The sequence below is a fragment of the Pseudoalteromonas rubra genome (assembly GCF_000238295.3).
GTDB classification, from domain to species: Bacteria; Pseudomonadota; Gammaproteobacteria; order Enterobacterales; family Alteromonadaceae; genus Pseudoalteromonas; species Pseudoalteromonas rubra.
In genome coordinates this window covers 365101-381981 of sequence record NZ_AHCD03000035.1, presented here as the reverse complement: position 1 = coordinate 381981, position 16881 = coordinate 365101, and the positions used below count along the sequence as shown (strand labels likewise).

At 45.2% G+C, this 16881-nt stretch carries 15 protein-coding genes and 1 tRNA gene; 15 read left to right on the top strand and 1 reads right to left on the bottom strand.

The genetic code is table 11. The features are described 5' to 3' along the window. Positions 1-71: 71 nt before the first annotated feature. The 15 genes from gyrA (at position 72) to PRUB_RS12645 (ending at position 14247) form a co-directional block, all read left to right on the top strand. On the top strand, positions 72-2735 hold the full coding sequence (gene gyrA / locus PRUB_RS12715; protein WP_010384517.1) for a DNA topoisomerase (ATP-hydrolyzing) subunit A: 2664 nt from the start codon (positions 72-74) through the stop codon (positions 2733-2735). Between the two features lie 146 nt (positions 2736-2881). Beyond that, entirely contained in the window at positions 2882-3964 is a 1083-nt protein-coding gene (gene serC, locus PRUB_RS12710) for a 3-phosphoserine/phosphohydroxythreonine transaminase (protein ID WP_010384518.1), read from the top strand. Then, positions 3964-5241, top strand: a complete 1278-nt coding sequence (aroA, locus tag PRUB_RS12705; RefSeq protein WP_010384519.1) for a 3-phosphoshikimate 1-carboxyvinyltransferase — start codon at positions 3964-3966, stop codon at positions 5239-5241. Before serC ends, aroA begins: the two co-directional genes overlap by 1 nt. A 215-nt stretch (positions 5242-5456) precedes the next feature. Further along, positions 5457-6164 (top strand): (d)CMP kinase, encoded by a 708-nt coding sequence (gene cmk, locus PRUB_RS12700; protein WP_010384521.1) that lies wholly within the window; start codon positions 5457-5459, stop codon positions 6162-6164. 96 nt (positions 6165-6260) lie between these two features. Next, positions 6261-7928: a 30S ribosomal protein S1 gene (rpsA, locus tag PRUB_RS12695; protein WP_010384522.1), complete on the top strand. Its 1668-nt coding sequence runs from the start codon at positions 6261-6263 to the stop codon at positions 7926-7928. 59 nt (positions 7929-7987) lie between these two features. Further along, complete coding sequence (gene ihfB / locus PRUB_RS12690) at positions 7988-8278, top strand: integration host factor subunit beta (RefSeq protein WP_010384523.1); 291 nt, start codon at positions 7988-7990, stop codon at positions 8276-8278. Between the two features lie 15 nt (positions 8279-8293). Next, the gene (locus PRUB_RS12685; protein WP_040645202.1) at positions 8294-8557 is read left to right on the top strand and encodes a lipopolysaccharide assembly protein LapA domain-containing protein; all 264 of its coding nucleotides are present in this window, start codon (positions 8294-8296) and stop codon (positions 8555-8557) included. Further along, complete coding sequence (lapB, locus tag PRUB_RS12680; RefSeq protein WP_010384525.1) at positions 8554-9705, top strand: lipopolysaccharide assembly protein LapB; 1152 nt, start codon at positions 8554-8556, stop codon at positions 9703-9705. Before PRUB_RS12685 ends, lapB begins: the two co-directional genes overlap by 4 nt. Before the next feature lie 35 nt (positions 9706-9740). Then, positions 9741-10451 carry an orotidine-5'-phosphate decarboxylase gene (gene pyrF / locus PRUB_RS12675; RefSeq protein WP_010384526.1) on the top strand — a complete coding sequence of 237 codons (711 nt, stop codon included), beginning with the start codon at positions 9741-9743 and terminating at the stop codon, positions 10449-10451. Between the two features lie 448 nt (positions 10452-10899). Next, entirely contained in the window at positions 10900-11313 is a 414-nt protein-coding gene (locus PRUB_RS12670; protein ID WP_010384527.1) for a UBA domain-containing protein, read from the top strand. A gap of 507 nt (positions 11314-11820) precedes the next feature. Further along, on the top strand, positions 11821-12258 hold the full coding sequence (locus PRUB_RS12665; RefSeq protein ID WP_010384528.1) for a nucleoside deaminase: 438 nt from the start codon (positions 11821-11823) through the stop codon (positions 12256-12258). A 184-nt stretch (positions 12259-12442) separates the two neighbouring features. Then, positions 12443-12814 carry a hypothetical protein gene (locus PRUB_RS12660; protein ID WP_010384530.1) on the top strand — a complete coding sequence of 124 codons (372 nt, stop codon included), beginning with the start codon at positions 12443-12445 and terminating at the stop codon, positions 12812-12814. Positions 12815-12944: 130 nt separating this feature from the next. Then, a tRNA-Ser gene (locus PRUB_RS12655) sits at positions 12945-13035 on the top strand. 51 nt (positions 13036-13086) lie between these two features. After that, on the top strand, positions 13087-13461 hold the full coding sequence (locus tag PRUB_RS12650) for a hypothetical protein (protein WP_010384532.1): 375 nt from the start codon (positions 13087-13089) through the stop codon (positions 13459-13461). Between the two features lie 168 nt (positions 13462-13629). Continuing rightward, entirely contained in the window at positions 13630-14247 is a 618-nt protein-coding gene (locus PRUB_RS12645; protein ID WP_010384533.1) for a BamJ family beta-barrel-assembly machinery protein, read from the top strand. A gap of 62 nt (positions 14248-14309) precedes the next feature. On the opposite strand, the gene PRUB_RS12640 is transcribed toward PRUB_RS12645, so the two are convergent. After that, positions 14310-16730, bottom strand: coding sequence for a methyl-accepting chemotaxis protein (locus PRUB_RS12640; RefSeq protein ID WP_010384536.1), 2421 nt, complete (start codon positions 16728-16730; stop codon positions 14310-14312). Positions 16731-16881: the final 151 nt, after the last annotated feature.

Below are 16881 nucleotides of genomic sequence, written 5' to 3'. Positions count from 1 at the left end.
ATAATAATTGAACCTTTTGATGTCTATAGTGTGACACAAAAGGAAAAGACTCTGAAGGAAAGTGGTATTAAATGACTGATCTTGCCAATGAAATCCTCCCGGTCAATATCGAAGACGAATTGAAAAATTCCTATCTTGATTACGCGATGAGCGTCATCGTTGGACGTGCTTTACCTGACGTCCGTGATGGCCTGAAGCCTGTGCATCGTCGCGTGCTATTCGCGATGAACGAGTTGCGTAACGACTGGAACAAACCTTATAAGAAATCAGCCCGTGTTGTGGGCGACGTGATCGGTAAATACCACCCACACGGTGATAGCGCAGTTTACGACACCATTGTTCGTATGGCTCAGCCGTTTTCATTACGTTATATGCTGGTGGATGGCCAGGGTAACTTTGGTTCAGTCGACGGAGACTCTGCGGCTGCGATGCGTTATACCGAAGTACGTATGGCAAAAATGTCTCATGAGCTGCTGGCTGATCTGGACAAAGAAACCGTAGATTATGTGCCAAACTATGATGGCACTGAGCAAATTCCTGACGTGTTACCGACAAAAGTACCTAACCTGCTGGTCAATGGTTCTTCGGGTATCGCGGTTGGTATGGCGACAAACATCCCACCTCATAACCTGACTGAAGTGATCAATGGCTGTCTGGCTGTGATCCAAAATCCAGATATTACTATCGATGAGCTAATTGATTATATTCCGGGACCTGATTTCCCGACTGCGGCGATCATCAATGGTAAGAAAGGGATAGAGCAAGCATACAAAACCGGTCGCGGTAAAGTGTATATCCGTGCCCGTGCTGAAATTGAAACCGATGAAAAAACCGGTAAAGAAACCATCATCGTCAATGAGATCCCATACCAGGTCAACAAAGCACGTTTGATTGAAAAAATCGCGGAGCTGGTGAAGGACAAAAAGGTTGAAGGGATCAGTGCACTACGTGATGAGTCTGACAAAGACGGTATGCGTATTGTTATTGAGATCAAGCGTGGTGAAGTGGGCGAAGTGGTACTGAACAACCTGTATGCTCAGACTCAGCTACAAACTGTGTTTGGTATCAATATGGTTGCGCTGGACAACAATCAGCCGAAGTGTTTCAACCTCAAAGAAATGCTTGAGGCCTTTATTGTCCACCGCCGCGAAGTTGTAACTCGCCGTACGGTATACGACTTGCGCAAAGCTCGCGATCGCGCGCACACGCTGGAAGGTCTGGCAATTGCGCTAGCCAATATTGACCCAATCATTGAGCTTATCCGTAAGTCACCGACTCCAGCAGAAGCGAAGGCTGCATTGACATCTCGTCCGTGGGAGTTGGGTTCAGTTCGCCCAATGCTTGAGCGTGCCGGTGAAGAAAATGTCGCGCGTCCAGACTGGCTTGATGCTGAGCTGGGGATCCGTGATGGCCAGTACTACCTGTCTGAACAACAGGCTCAGGCCATTCTTGATTTACGCTTACACAAGCTAACAGGCCTGGAGCACGAAAAGATCCTTGGCGAATATCAAGAGCTACTGGATCTCATTGCAGAATTACTCTTGATTTTGTCTTCACCCGATCGTCTGATGGAAGTGATCCGCGACGAATTGGCTGAGATCAAAGAAAACTATGGTGACGAGCGCCGTACTGAGATTTCAGCAGCAGCACACGACATCAGCCTGGAAGACCTGATCAACGAAGAAGACGTGGTTGTCACCTTGTCACACGAAGGTTATGTAAAGTATCAGCCTCTGTCTGATTACGAAGCACAGCGTCGTGGTGGTAAAGGTAAAGCTGCAACTAAGATGAAAGATGAAGACTTCATTGAACGTCTGCTGGTTGCAAATACCCATGATACAATTTTGTGTTTCTCAACATCAGGACGTTTGTACTGGTTGAAAGTATACCAGCTGCCACTGGCATCTCGTGCCGCGCGTGGTAAGCCGATAGTAAACTTATTACCGCTTGAAGCGGATGAGCGTATCACCACTATATTGCCGGTCAAACAATATGAGGACGACAAGTTTGTTCTGATGGCTACGGCCAATGGCGTTGTGAAGAAGACCCCATTAACCGCATATAGCCGTCAGCGTGCAAGTGGTATTATTGCCATTAACCTGAATGATGGTGATAACCTGATTGGTGCGGACATCACCGATGGCAATCATGACATCATGTTGTTCACTGATCATGGTAAAGTTGTACGCTTTAACGAGAAGCTGCGCGACTCAGAAACCGGTGAAGTGAAGATTGACCCTGAAACGGGTGAAGAAATGCTGGCTTTACGCCCTATGGGTCGTACCGCAACCGGCGTACGTGGTATTAAGATGCCGGATGATGTCAAAGTGGTGTCATTGATTGTGCCCAAAAACGATGGCGCTATTCTGACTGTCACCGAAAATGGTTATGGTAAGCGTACACCGCTTGAAGAGTACCCGGCTAAGAGCCGTGCAACGCAAGGGGTTGTGTCAATTAAGGTCACAGACCGTAATGGCCGAGTTGTTGGTGCAGTGCAGGTTCAGGACAACGACGAGATCATGCTGATTTCAAATCGTGGTACTTTGGTTCGTACCCGCGTCAATGAGGTCTCGACGGTAGGGCGTAACACCCAGGGTGTTATCCTGATCAGAACGGTTGACGACGAGCAGGTAGTTGGTTTACAACGTATCGAAGAGATCGAAATCGACGACACCCTGGAAGGGGAAGCAGAGCTTGTTGAAACGCCTGACACTGATGAGCAGGCACCAGAGTAATCTGGTTCAATATAAAAAAGCGGCTTAGGCCGCTTTTTTATTCTCCGACGCATATATTCTGGGCGCGCAACATCACACAATGTGTGCCCATTAAAAATAATTAAGCACACTGCCTGGTGCAGTATAAAAACTGGAATGAGGAAACTATGAGCGTTTATAACTTTTGTGCAGGGCCGGCGATGCTGCCTCCTGCTGTTATGAAAAAAGCCCAACAGGAATTTATTAACTGGCAAAATTTAGGGGTCTCTGTGATGGAGATCAGTCACCGTTCAGCGCCATTTCTTGAACTAGCGCGAGAATGTGAGGCGAGTTTGCGCCGTCTGATGAATATCTCAGATGAGTTTGAAGTCCTGTTTATGCATGGAGGTGGTCGTGGCCACTTTGCCGCGGTACCGTTAAATCTGCATCAGGACGACGCGCCCGGTGTATACATCGAGAATGGTATTTGGTCTTGCGGAGCGACGAAAGAAGGCCAGAAGTTCACTCAGGTTGAATCCATTGATATACGCCGGGATCAGGATGGCACCTTTGATGTCTTGCCCGTTTCACAGTGGAATTTACCTGAAAATGCAGCATATATTCATTACTGTCCTAATGAAACCATTGATGGTATTGAGTTGTTTGATGTGCCAAAGCATCCAACTGCCCCAATCGTTGCGGACATGTCATCAAACATTTTGTCGCGTGAAATGAACGTGGATGACTTTGACTTAATTTATGCGGGTGCGCAAAAGAACATTGGCCCATCAGGTCTGAGTATTGCGATTGTACGTAAGACATTACTTGAGCGGGAAGGGCTGCCAAGGCCTGCTATCCTTGACTACGCAATTGAAGCAAAACAGCAGAGTATGTACAACACGCCACCTACCTTTGCCTGGTACTTGGCTGCTGAAGTATTCAAATACCTTGAATCAATTGGTGGCGTCAAAGCCATGGAAGCGCATAACAAAGAAAAAGCCGCGCTTTTATATGACTACATTGATGGCTCCTCATTCTACCGTAATAAGGTGGCTAAACACTGCCGTTCTCTGATGAATGTACCGTTTTGGCTACATGATGAATCTCTTAACGAGCAGTTCTTAGCGCAAGCCGAGGACAATGGCTTGATTGCTTTGGAAGGTCACCGCTTCGTAGGAGGCATGCGTGCCAGTATTTACAACGCCATGCCAATTGAAGGAATTAAGGCATTGATTGCTTTCATGGATAAGTTTGCCAAGGAGAACAGCTAATGGAACAGCTTAGATTAAGCGCCATAGATAAAGTCAATGGCAGTGTTACGCTGCCGGGTTCAAAAAGCTTGTCAAACCGCGTGTTATTGCTGGCCGCGTTGTGCGATGGTGTTACGCAAGTGAATAACTTGCTTGATAGTGACGATATTCGCCATATGCTACTTGCGCTTGCTGAGATGGGCGTAAAAGTTGAGTTGAACGAAGACAAAACCTCAGCCCATGTTTATGGCCAGGGCGGGCGCTTTAACACGCCATCTGAAGCCTTGTTTTTGGGGAATGCAGGTACCGCTTTCAGGCCACTGACTGCGGTACTCGCAGCCAGTCAGGGACAATTTACCCTGATTGGAGAACCCAGAATGGAAGAACGACCGATCGGCCATCTGGTCGATGCGCTACATGCGCTGGGCGCAGATATTAAATATCTAAAAAATAAGGACTATCCACCGTTACAGATTAATGGTGACGCAATTGAAGGCGGCGAAGTAGAAATTGACGGCAGTATATCAAGCCAGTTTTTAACCGCATTGCTGATGGCTGCCCCTTTGTTTGTTAAAGACAGCACAATCCGCATAAAAGGGGAGCTGGTTTCCAAGCCTTATATTGATATAACACTCGGTGTTATGGCGCAGTTTGGTGTGACCGTTAGTCATGATAACTATCAGGTATTTCATGTTAAAGGCCAGCAAGGATACGTTTCTCCTGGCAGCATCATGGTTGAAGGTGATGCATCATCGGCGTCCTATTTCATTGCCGCCGCAGCCATCGCGGGCGGTGAAATTGAAATCAATGGTGTCGGACGGAAAAGTGTCCAGGGCGACATTGGTTTTGCTTCTGTGATGGAGCAGGTGGGTGCCAATATTGACTGGCATGATGAGAAGCTGGTTGTTCGTAAGGGTGAGCTCAACGGGGTCGATATTGACGCCAATGCAATTCCGGATGCCGCAATGACACTGGCAACTGTTGCTTTGTTTGCTAAAGGTAAAACGGCTATCCGTAATATCTACAACTGGCGTGTCAAAGAAACAGATCGTCTGTATGCCATGGCAACGGAGCTCAAAAAAGTAGGAGCAGAGGTGACAGAAGGGCATGATTTCATCGAAATTACACCGCCTGAGACTTTTAACCTGGCTGAGATCGATACCTATAATGATCACCGAATTGCGATGTGTTTTTCTATGGTCGCTGTGGGTGGCGTCGACGTGATCATTAACGACCCTGGTTGCACCGCAAAAACCTTTCCGACTTACTTCGACGTTCTTTCTTCCGTCAGTCAATAATGGCTGCTAGCTCGAGTGGGGTTTCCTACCGAGCTACGTAATTCGTTTAGGGCCGGCAGCGCTTGATTAGTCTAGCTGTCAGCCCTTTAAGTTCCTGCCTGCTTCCCAGCGTAAATTTTCAATCAAACAAAAAGTTACATGTCAATAAGGATCTATTCAGCAAACTTGCGTATAATACGGCAGTTAATTTTTGGTGTGCATTTCGGGAGGTTTAAATGCAGGCTGTCATGCCAGTAATCACCGTAGACGGCCCAAGCGGCTCGGGCAAAGGAACGGTTTGTCGTTTATTAGCTGAGAAGCTTGATTGGGACGTGTTGGATAGTGGCGCAATTTATCGCGTTTTGTCTTTGGCTGCTATTCATCATCATATTGCACTCGATAATGAAGAAGCCTTAGTGCCTCTCGCCGCGAATTTGGACGTTCAGTTCCCGATTGACGGTGTGACGAAAAAAATCAAAGTGATCCTAGAGGGTGAGGACGTCACCCACACGATCCGTAATGAAGAAGTCGGTGCTGCAGCGTCTAAAATTGCTGCATTACCTCGTGTTCGTGAAGCTTTGTTGCGTCGTCAGAGGGCTTTTCGTAGTGAAAGGGGTCTGATTGCAGACGGCAGAGATATGGGAACGGTTGTTTTCCCGCAAGCTGAACTAAAAATTTATTTAACAGCCAGCGCGCAAGAACGTGCAAGACGTCGTTATCTGGAGTTGAAGGATAAAGGGCTGGATGTTACACTAGATGGTCTTTTAAGCGAGATAGAAGCTCGTGATGATCGAGATATGAACCGTGAGGTCGCGCCTTTGGTGCCGGCAGACGATGCTATCGTGCTCGATACAACGGAATTAGATGCGGAACAGGTGTTTACGAAAGTCGTTACTTTAGTTCAGGACACCATTGCTGCTGGCAAGTTACCTGCATCGAACTAGATTTTTTTACTGCGTCGGCAGGACGCTGACGTTATATCAACCACCCCATGCAGCATGGTTGCTAATTGGAATGTTTATTTATGAGACGTATTTAGTATGTCAGAAAATTTTGCGCAGTTATTTGAAGAAAGCCTAAAGGGTTTTGAAGCAGAGCAAGGCTCTATCGTTAAAGGTACTGTTATCTCAATCGAGAACAACATTGTTCTTGTTGATGCTGGCCTTAAGTCTGAAAGTGCAATCCCTGCAGAGCAATTCAAAAATGCTGCTGGTGAACTAGAAGTTGCTGTTGGCGACGAAGTAGATGTTGCACTTGACGCAATCGAAGATGGTTTCGGTGAAACTATCCTTTCTCGTGAGAAAGCGAAGCGTCACGAAGCTTGGATCCGCCTTGAGAAAGCTTGTGAAGAACAAGAAACTGTTGTTGGTATCATCAACGGTAAAGTTAAAGGTGGTTTCACTGTTGAAGTTGATTCAATCCGTGCATTCCTACCTGGTTCACTTGTTGACGTTCGTCCAGTACGTGACACAACACACCTTGAAGGTAAAGAGCTTGAGTTCAAAGTAATCAAGCTTGACCAGAAGCGTAACAACGTAGTTGTTTCTCGTCGTGCTGTTATCGAGTCTGAAAACTCACAAGAGCGTGAAGAGCTGCTGGCTAACCTTGTTGAAGGTCAAGAAGTTAAAGGTATCGTTAAGAACCTTACAGACTACGGTGCGTTCGTAGATCTGGGCGGTGTTGACGGCCTACTTCACATCACTGACATGGCTTGGAAGCGCGTTAAGCACCCAAGTGAAATCGTAAATGTTGGTGACGAGATCGCTGTTAAAGTACTTAAGTTCGACAAAGAGAAGACACGTGTTTCTCTAGGTCTTAAGCAACTTGGCGAAGATCCTTGGGCAGCTATCGCTGGTCGTTACCCAGAAGGCGCTAAGCTAACTGGTCGTGTTACTAACCTAACTGACTACGGTTGTTTCGTTGAAATCGAAGAAGGCGTAGAAGGTCTGGTACACGTATCTGAAATGGACTGGACTAACAAGAACATCCACCCTTCAAAAGTTGTTTCACTAGGTGACACTGTTGAAGTTATGGTTCTTGAAATCGACGAAGAGCGTCGTCGTATTTCTCTTGGTCTTAAGCAGTGTAAAGCTAACCCTTGGCAGGAATTTGCTCGTCTACAGAACAAAGGCGACCAAGTTACTGGTAAGATCAAGTCTATCACTGATTTCGGTATCTTCATCGGTCTTGACGGTGGTATCGACGGTCTTGTACACCTTTCTGACATTTCTTGGAACACGCCTGGCGAAGAAGCTGTACGTGAATACAAGAAAGGCGACGAGATCTCTGCAATCGTTCTTCAGGTTGACCCAGAGCGTGAGCGTATCTCTCTAGGCGTTAAGCAAATCGAAGCTGATCCTTTCAATAACTACCTAGACGCAAACAAAAAAGGTGCTATTGTTAAAGGTAAAGTGACAGACGTTGACGCGAAAGGCGCAACTGTTGAGCTTATCGAAGGCGTTGAAGGCTACATCCGTGTTGCTGACATCGCACAAGAGCGCATCGAAGACGCAACTAGCGTTGTTTCTGCAGGCGACGAAATCGAAGCTAAATTTGTAGGTGTTGATCGTAAGAACCGTACTATCAGCCTATCTGTTAAAGCTATCTTCGAAGCTGAAGAGAAAGAAGCGCTTGAGAAGCTGAAGAAAGAAGAGCCAGCATTTGAAAATGCAATGGCTGCAGCTTTCAAAAACGCTCAAAAAGACTAATACTCAGTCTTGAATAGAAGGGCACTTTTTGCCCTTCTTTTTTATCTAAAGGAAACGCTATGACAAAGTCAGAACTAATCGAAAAACTTGCTGAGCAACATATTCACGTCCCAGTCAAAGACGTTGAGAATGCGGTAAAAGAGATTTTAGAGCAAATGGCAGGTTCACTTTCAAGCTCAGATCGTATCGAAATCCGCGGCTTTGGCAGCTTTTCTCTCCACTATCGTTCACCTCGTACTGGCCGTAACCCGAAAACAGGTGAAACCGTTGAGCTGGATGGAAAGTATGTACCTCACTTTAAGCCTGGTAAAGAACTTCGTGACCGTGTAAACGCTAGTCTCGAAAACTGATTAATGAGGTAATGCTTGATCCAGGTAGTAAGAAAAGGATTATTTTTGATACTGGTGATAATCGCTTTTGTGTTGGGCACTCAAAACCCAGCTTTAGTAAAAGTTGATTATATCATCGCCAGTTCAGAGGTACCGTTGGCTAGTTTAATAAGCTTATGTGTGGTGTTTGGTTTAGTGCTAGGGTTGTTACTGAGCATTGGCAAGATAACACGGTTAAAGAGGCAAATTCGCCAACAGCAAAGAGCTAATCAATCGATACAAGCGCAAAGCAGTAAATGATTGAGTTACTTTTCCTATTGCTTCCGGTAGCAGCTGCTTATGGCTATGTCATGGGGAAAAACAGCGCCAAAAATCAAGCCCATGAACAAAATCGGAAAATTACTTCAGAATACAGCAAAGGGTTAAAGTTTCTTTTAGATAGAGAAGAAGATCAGGGCCTTGAACACCTGATTAAATTACTAGAGGTGAGTGCTGATTCAGTTGAGCACTACCTCATACTCGCCACCTTATTCCGCAAAAGAGGTGAGCTCGACCGAGCCATCCGCATCCATGAACTACTTCTAAAACAACCAAGTCTGGACATGCAGGTTATTCAATCCTGTAAATTAGCGCTTGCTGAAGATTACATTATGGCGGGTTTACTGGACAGTGCAGAGGAGCATTTGGTTGAGTTGGTTAAAGCGGATTATGAAGAAGCTTTGACGCCCATTATCCAGCTTTATTCGCAAACCCGGGAATGGCAAAAGGGAGTGAATATGTATGAGAGTCACGCCGAGCTGTTTACCGAACAGATATACTGCGCTGCAATTGCTAACTTTTATTGTGAAGCCGCATTAGAAAACCAGGCGTCTCAACAAGACACTGCCGATTATCTGGAGCGCGCGCTTAAGTTGCCGAGAACAACGATCAGGCCGCTCTATGAGTTAGGGCATGATGCGCTTGGAAAAGAAGACAATGTCAAAGCTATTTACTACTGGCGTAAACTGGTTTCACAGTTCCCCTGTGCCATCCCGTTAGTGTTGCAAGACTTGCATGTATGCTACCAACGTCTCAATATCGAGCATGAGTTTCATACGCTCGTTAATGATTTGCTTAAAACCAGTGGTGTGCTGGTGAAAATAAAGCACTGCGAGGGCTTGGTGGAAGCGGGTCATACTCAGCAAGCAGTAGACTATCTTACCGACAGTTTGAAGCGAGAACCTTCAATTAGGGGCTTTAGTTTTCTATTAAAGCTACTCGCGACCAGGCAGGATAAGTTTCAATCGGTATTAAATGAAGTCGACAATCTGGTGTCTGCCTACGTTGAAACAAAGCCAGACTACCAGTGCCGCAATTGTGGGTTTACCAGTCACAAACTTTATTGGTTATGTCCCTCCTGTAAGTCTTGGGAATCCATTTTGCCAAGTCAGGGTGTGGACGGGTATTAAAACATCGATATTTTATAAGGCGAAATAGATCAACTATGTCAAACACAGAAATGAAAAAGGTGCTAATTGCACTGGATTACGACAATGAAGCTGCTGCGCTGGCGTTTGTATCCCAGCTTTCTCCTGATGAATGTCGTTTAAAAGTCGGAAAGGAAATGTTCACCTATTTTGGCCCTCAGTTTGTCTCTAAGCTTATTGACAAAGAGTTTGACGTGTTTCTTGATTTGAAGTTTCATGACATTCCAAATACAGTTGCAAAGGCAGTTACAGCCGCTGCAGAGCTGGGTGTGTGGATGGTCAACGTGCACGCTAGTGGTGGCACTGAAATGATGAGCAAAGCAAAACAAGCGCTAGAAGCCTATGGTGATAAAGCCCCTCTGCTGATTGCGGTCACAGTATTGACGAGTATGGATCAGGCGCAGCTGAGCAAGCTCGGGGTGGATAAGACGCCTCAGGAGCAGGTGGTTTATTTGGCAAAGCTTGCTAAAGAGTCAGGCCTCGATGGCGTTGTCTGTTCAGCACAGGAAGCGCAAACACTTAAGGCTGAATTGGGCAGTGACTTTTGTTTAGTTACACCAGGAATAAGACCTGCAGGCAGTGATGCCGGAGATCAGAAGCGGATCATGACGCCAGAACTGGCGATAAAGTCAGGCAGTGATTATCTTGTTGTTGGCCGACCTATCACCCAGGCCGCTGATCCAGTTGAGGCTCTCAGCGCTATCAACGAATCAATTAAGGGTTTGTAAACTTTGTCTTATTTCAGACCAGCTTGTGCCAGCTAGCTGGTCTTGCAACTTTAATTTATTGGACTCGGTTGCAGTAATACTTTCCACTCTCCACTTTTTGCTTCTTAAAACCGTATTGGAATGGTACTCATTAGCGGAAAAAACAACCTAACTCAGACAAGCCTGCTACACTCATATTATTATACCAATTTCACTTAATATTTGGTCTATTTGAAGGAGCAAATAGGACGCTAACAGCGTTAAAAATTTCTCATTTAGAACCTTATACCTTAGACGTAGGTTCACAAATTTTTGCCTCGACTATAGGGATGTAGGTGCCTCAGCGGTAGCAGGACGCGGGAGCGGTGTTTTCGACCCTATTTTCTCGCCTCAAAATGGAACACTTAATTAAGCAAATTGGTATTACAGGAAGTTGACGCATTGTTATTTTTTAAATCAAGGAGCAGATATGGACCAGCAACAAGTGACCAGTATAGTGTATGGCCTCGCCAATGGCATTGACCCTATCACAGGAGAAATCCTGCCCGCACAGTCGCCGTATAACCATCCCGATGTGATCAGAGCACTTTTCCAGTCTTTACAATGGCAGCCAAAACCGAAAAAGGTAAAGAAAACCCTGGCTCAAAAACAACAGGACAACCTGGATAAAGGGTTGCCCGAGAATTACGGCTTACCTTGGTCTGACGAAGATATAAAGCAGGTACTTGAGCAATATAAAGGGAACGTAGAGATTGATAAAATCGCTGTTACCCTGGCTCGTAAGCCGGGTTCAATCATTGCCGTATTGAATAAGCAGGGTGTAATAGATGATATGCAAGCTCAGCAGCTTAACCAAGCTTACAGGTACCAGGCTTCCAGGTAACTGTCACTCAGCCTCGCAGTCACGGGGGTTAATACCAATTTCACTTAATACCTGGTCGATTTGAAGGAGTAAATAGGACGCTAACAGCGTTAAAAATTTCTCATTTGGTAGACATAGGCTTACAAATTTTTGCCTCGCCGATAGGGATGTAGGTGCCTCAGTGATAGCATGACGCGGGAGCGGTGCTATCGACCCTATTTTCCCGCCTCAAAATAGATCATTTAATGAAGCAAATTGGTATAACCTGGACTGAGTTATTCTTATTTTATCCTCAATTGCGTGCTAGTTTAAATGATGCTGTGTTAGCTACACAGCTTTTAAACCGAGTAACAGCAATCTGGATATGACTGAACGAGTCAGAAGAATGGCCAGTAGCTTGTGGAGAGTAATGGTCTCATTGAGCACAGGTTACTGACCACTGCGTTTGACATCAAAGCGACAGGTTTTCTTTTCTGGACTGACATTTGATTTATGCGGATTGGTATAGCCAACATCAGGAGTACAATGATGGACAAGTTTTTAGCTGCAGCGATTGAAGAAGCGAAGAAAGGGCTTGATACAGGTGGGATCCCGATCGGTTCTGTCCTGGTTCACAAAGGCAAGATAATCGGACGTGGGCATAATCAGAGAGTGCAAAAGGGCAGCACTGTTTTGCATGGTGAAATGGATGCGTTGGAAAATGCCGGGCGTCTTAGTGCATCGGTATATAAAGAATGCACTTTATATACGACGCTGTCACCATGCCCCATGTGTTCCGGGACAATCATGCTATATGGCATTCCTAATGTTGTGATTGGTGAAAACAAGAACTTTATGGGTAGCGAAACCTTGCTTGCAGAGCATGGTGTTAAACTTGAAGTCCGTCAGGACGCTGAATGTATCGAAATGATGGATGAATTCATTAAAGCCCGTCCAGATTTATGGAATGAAGATATCGGTGAGTGAACTATTTGTGCATGAAACGAAATAAACACATCGCTTCGTTGCGTCCAGGGACCGATATAATGACATCCGTCTTTAAAAAGGGAACTTGGTGCACTAATTATTCGTCCTGCGGTTGTTTTGTGACCTGAATCTTTGTTAGGCTAATGTCTGGCAGTCTCAGAACACAATTATAAGAAGAATAGTAATGGGCAATCTATTTTTAAAAGAGCGGGAGAATTGGTGGACCTGGATTGTTTGGGGTGTATTAGGGTGTATTTCAACAGGCATCATGCTGCCTCACATCAGTGAAGTTTGGTTGGCGCTGTTGTCGCCTGCGTGCTTTTTGCTTATTTTAACCAGCTGGATGAACTATAGCCGACGCTTTGACTTCAGTCGTGCGTTTAAAGTGCTTAGTTGCGTTGCTGTAATGTCAGTGATCCCTGTGTTGTTGGAACATCTTCATCCTGTGATAGATCCGACACAGGGTATTGTTGATATGGCATTGGTGATACTTATGTGTGTCGGGTTAAGTATCATAGGGGCTTGGGTTGCGAGAAGACCAAAGCAATACTACTAGCGGGTGCTTAATAATATTGCTGGTGTCTCTTTGGTGTATAAAAGGTGACCATTTAGAAAGCGAATTTTGCAAAAAGCTGAATTAGGACTTTACTTTTTTATCTCAGCACCTTAGAATTCGCGCCAACAACGGAGAGATGGCTGAGTGGTTGAAAGCACCGGTCTTGAAAACCGGCATACGTTAATAGCGTATCTAGGGTTCAAATCCCTATCTCTCCGCCACCTCATTCCCAAAACCGCCTATACGGCGGTTTTTTTCGTTCGGAGGCAGTGATGACTAAGCAGGTTGTTATTCATAGTTCGTTATGGGTGATTTTCAGTTTTTTCTATTTGAGCGGCTTGCAGGCTGCGTTGGTTCTGGCAATCGACGGGCAAGCGTATCCCAGTATCTGGATTACTTTGTTATACACCTTCGCTTTTAACTTGTTAGTCGGCCACATCATCACCAAGTATGAAAAGTTACTACCTATGATTGCCAGTGTGGTGATTGCTGCGTTTGGGGTCGTAGGTTTCGGTTGTTACTTTACAGAGCGACTAGCAGGCTATAGCAACGAATTAATCATAGGGTTGACGTTGAGCTTACCTTTTGCCACTTTCATTGTCAGAGAGTTTAAGCTTAAAAACCAAAACAAAGCACAGCAAGATTAGGCTAATAAGGCACGCTCTGACGCCGTATTATTAGTACGCTCTTTTCACTGTATCTACTGACAGCGCCTTTGAGCGCTGTTTTTATAAAGTTATTCACCTCCCTGTTAGTCATCAGTGTGCTGTGATACACTGCCGCTTCTTTTAAACTGATAAATAAGTGGATCTAATATGTCAGATTTATTCAACACAGATGCTGAAAAGGCAAGTTATGGTATTGGTTTGCAAATGGGTGAACAGCTTAAGTCTAACCCATTTGAAGGTTTGAACCTGAACTCGGTATTCGAAGGTATGAAAGATGCCTACGCCGGTGAAGCATTCCGTGTAGAAATCCCTGAGATCCAGGCTGCATTCGAAAAAATCAATGCAGAAATTCAAAAGCGTCGTGAAGAAGAAGCTAAAGTTCTGGCTGCTGAAGGCACTGCATTCCTGGAAGAAAATGCAAAGCGCGCTGAAATCACTGTTACTGAGTCTGGTCTGCAGTACGAAGTAATCGAAGCAGGTGAGGGCGACAAGCCAGCTGCTGACTCTACAGTTCGTGTTCACTACCATGGTACACTGATCAATGGTACCGTATTTGATAGCTCTTACGAGCGTGGTCAGCCTGCTGAATTCCCTGTAAACGGCGTAATCAAAGGCTGGACTGAAGCACTACAGCTAATGCCTGTTGGCTCTAAGTGGCGTCTATACGTACCGCATGACCTTGCTTACGGTGAGCGCGGTGCAGGTGCTTCAATTGCACCATTCTCAACTCTGATCTTTGATGTAGAGTTGCTGGAAGTGCTATAACATAGCAGGAGAAGCCATTTATTCAGTATAAATGGCTTCTACATTGAATGGCTCTCGGGCAATTACTCATCAAAAAATGCATATAATTGTTCTAGTACCTTTATCTGATCTGAGTTTTTCACATCAAATTCCAAGCCGTAGTAGGCATGCTCATCTGAACGGTCTTCTTTTCTAATCACTTTAGCGGGTATTTTTAGTGGCTGTTGCTGCATGTATTCGGAGTAATTTTTCTTTGGCTCGTACAGGGTCAGGATCACGGTACTGTTAATATCCAGCGACTGGTTCAGCTGCTGACTCAAAATAACGCCGCAACCAACACAGCTGAGTTCCCGGGTAATCGTTGAATAGATTTGATCATCTGTTTCAATGTTTAGTTTTATTTTTGCTTCGACTCTGTCAGAGCGCCTTTTCTCGTGTTGTTGCTGAATATAGGAGTCTTTATCTTCATCGAAGAAGAAACTGTCCATTAAGTTATTGACCAACTCTGACGTTTGATATAAATCCCCGCCAATCATAGAGACCATTTGGGCTTTTTCTGCATTTTGCTGGAGCGACGCAAACAAATGCTGCAGTTTTAGCTGCATTTCAATCATTTGATCACTTTGACGGTTTGACCGTTCAGCGATTTGCTCATTGGCAGAGACGATCCTGTCTATGGTCAGGGTCATCGCTTTCAGTGCCTGGCCACTTTCGTCTGAGCGTGTTTTACTAATATTGACCTGCTCTATGATATTAGTCATTAAATTGATGACATCCGACACTTTAGTCAGCAGTTGTGTAATGACCTGTCTGATTTCGTCAGTGGAGGCGGCTGTGCGCTTTGCCAGGCTTCTGACCTCATCGGCGACAACCGCAAAACCTCTTCCTTGTTCTCCAGCTCTGGCTGCTTCAATCGCGGCATTCAGTGCAATGAGCGCAGTCTGGTCTGCGACGGTTGAAATTGCATCTGTTACTGCTTCGATTTGCTCGCTGGCAGACTGTAATTCTCCGACTTCTTTGGAGGCCACTTCAACCACTTCGACTGTTCTGTTCATTTCTTCTAAATTACTGTTTACAGCTGCTATCCCAGAGTCTGCTTCCTGTCTGGCCTGGTCCAGGACGCCTTTGCTTTGTTCTATTGCGTTACTTGATTCGTGCAGCAGTTCCATAAAGCAGTCAATAACCTGCATCACCTGGTTGTAACCGTCATTTTCGCTTTTCGCGACAGAGCTGATTTCGGTTGCAATTGCTGCAACCTGGTGCGCAGAATGCCCAACCTGCCTTGACTGCCGACGGACGGTTGAAATAGTGGAAGACAACGACAGTGTCATATGATTAAAGCTTTCTGAAAGTTGATTTAATTCATCTTTATGATGCATTGAGAAGTAGCTTTCTTTGGTTTGAAAGTTCCCAACTGAAATATTTTGCGCGCGCTCCAGTAACAGTTGAACGCGTTGTTTGAGCTTGCTGCTGAACAGCAAGCTGATTGAGCTGGCAATAATCACTGTTATCAAAGAAGCGATTGAAATGACGATAAACATATCGCTGAGTGCGGTTTCAACGGTGGTAATCCCATTTGCGGATACCTGAGCAACATGAGAGTTCAGTTCATTGAGTTGCGCAAAGATCTGTTTAGTCAATGGAGAAATCACTTCACGTAAGTGTCTGGTGGCGAAGTTTGCGTCAGGACTGGCTTGTTTCTCAAAGGCTAAAATCGTCAGTGGCGCAATCTTTTCCCGCTCTTCACTATAAGCACTCCATTTCATCAGTTGAGCTTCACTGAACAACTCTTCGTAATCATCCAAAATGGCGACAAACGCATCGCTGTTTGCAAACCAGGCTTGATCGAAACCGTCTATATTTTTTTGCTCTCTTGTCAAAAGAAAAGCACGCAACTCGGAGATTGCGGTTGCAAAACTCATTTTCGAGTCAACCAGGAGCTTAAACAGCTCCATACGCTCTTCGTCGGGCTCTTGCTCAAGCTCGGACTCTATGAGCTCTGATAACAGCCCCACCATAGACTCGGCCAGCGGAATGGCCTGGGTGACCAGAATTTTGACTGCGGGCTCGTTGTCTACGGTATTACTAATATCGGAGACAACTTGTTGCTCGGTATTCAGTTGGCGCAGGTTTTGTTCAATGGTACTCAGAATGCTATTTTCAAAGCCTGTTTGCTGCGCCAGTGCTTGCAATTGCGCAAAGTGCTTGTTGATATTGTTCCATGCTGCTTGTCTGGCTGCGATGGAGTTGCGTCTTTCTTCGGGACTGTTTCCTGTGATGATTTGTTCTTTCAAAGAAATCTGGGTTTCTAGTATCGCCATTCTTAAATCTGAATTCGCTTTTACCAGCGGTAATGACACCGATGAAAATTGCGTAAAGCTCTGTCCGATAGAGCCTGTATTCAGGTAGACGAAAAAATTACTGAAGATACCGAGCGACGTAATGATACCAAAAGCAATTAACATCTGTATCGCGATACTTGGCACGATGCGTGATATATCCATTTGTTCTCACTTAATAAACTAGCACGAAGAAACTGCCCTGGCAGATAAGGCAATACTCATATAACAGGTGTTGCGTGATAGGGTTTATTTTTTTGCATTATCGAAAAATATAGTCAATCCTTGCTGTAGTTCAAAAATTAACCTTAACTTT

What these genes read in the sequence shown, in the direction of transcription:
- PRUB_RS12645 (WP_010384533.1), top strand. Translation starts at nt 13,630, where the DNA reads ATGTCAGATTTATTCAACACAGATGCTGAAAAGGCAAGTTATGGTATT.
- gyrA (WP_010384517.1), top strand. Translation starts at nt 72, where the DNA reads ATGACTGATCTTGCCAATGAAATCCTCCCGGTCAATATCGAAGACGAA.
- PRUB_RS12640 (WP_010384536.1), bottom strand. Translation starts at nt 16,730, where the DNA reads ATGGATATATCACGCATCGTGCCAAGTATCGCGATACAGATGTTAATT.
- pyrF (WP_010384526.1), top strand. Translation starts at nt 9,741, where the DNA reads ATGTCAAACACAGAAATGAAAAAGGTGCTAATTGCACTGGATTACGAC.
- lapB (WP_010384525.1), top strand. Translation starts at nt 8,554, where the DNA reads ATGATTGAGTTACTTTTCCTATTGCTTCCGGTAGCAGCTGCTTATGGC.
- rpsA (WP_010384522.1), top strand. Translation starts at nt 6,261, where the DNA reads ATGTCAGAAAATTTTGCGCAGTTATTTGAAGAAAGCCTAAAGGGTTTT.
- ihfB (WP_010384523.1), top strand. Translation starts at nt 7,988, where the DNA reads ATGACAAAGTCAGAACTAATCGAAAAACTTGCTGAGCAACATATTCAC.
- PRUB_RS12650 (WP_010384532.1), top strand. Translation starts at nt 13,087, where the DNA reads ATGACTAAGCAGGTTGTTATTCATAGTTCGTTATGGGTGATTTTCAGT.
- cmk (WP_010384521.1), top strand. Translation starts at nt 5,457, where the DNA reads ATGCAGGCTGTCATGCCAGTAATCACCGTAGACGGCCCAAGCGGCTCG.
- PRUB_RS12660 (WP_010384530.1), top strand. Translation starts at nt 12,443, where the DNA reads ATGGGCAATCTATTTTTAAAAGAGCGGGAGAATTGGTGGACCTGGATT.
- aroA (WP_010384519.1), top strand. Translation starts at nt 3,964, where the DNA reads ATGGAACAGCTTAGATTAAGCGCCATAGATAAAGTCAATGGCAGTGTT.
- PRUB_RS12665 (WP_010384528.1), top strand. Translation starts at nt 11,821, where the DNA reads ATGGACAAGTTTTTAGCTGCAGCGATTGAAGAAGCGAAGAAAGGGCTT.
- PRUB_RS12670 (WP_010384527.1), top strand. Translation starts at nt 10,900, where the DNA reads ATGGACCAGCAACAAGTGACCAGTATAGTGTATGGCCTCGCCAATGGC.
- serC (WP_010384518.1), top strand. Translation starts at nt 2,882, where the DNA reads ATGAGCGTTTATAACTTTTGTGCAGGGCCGGCGATGCTGCCTCCTGCT.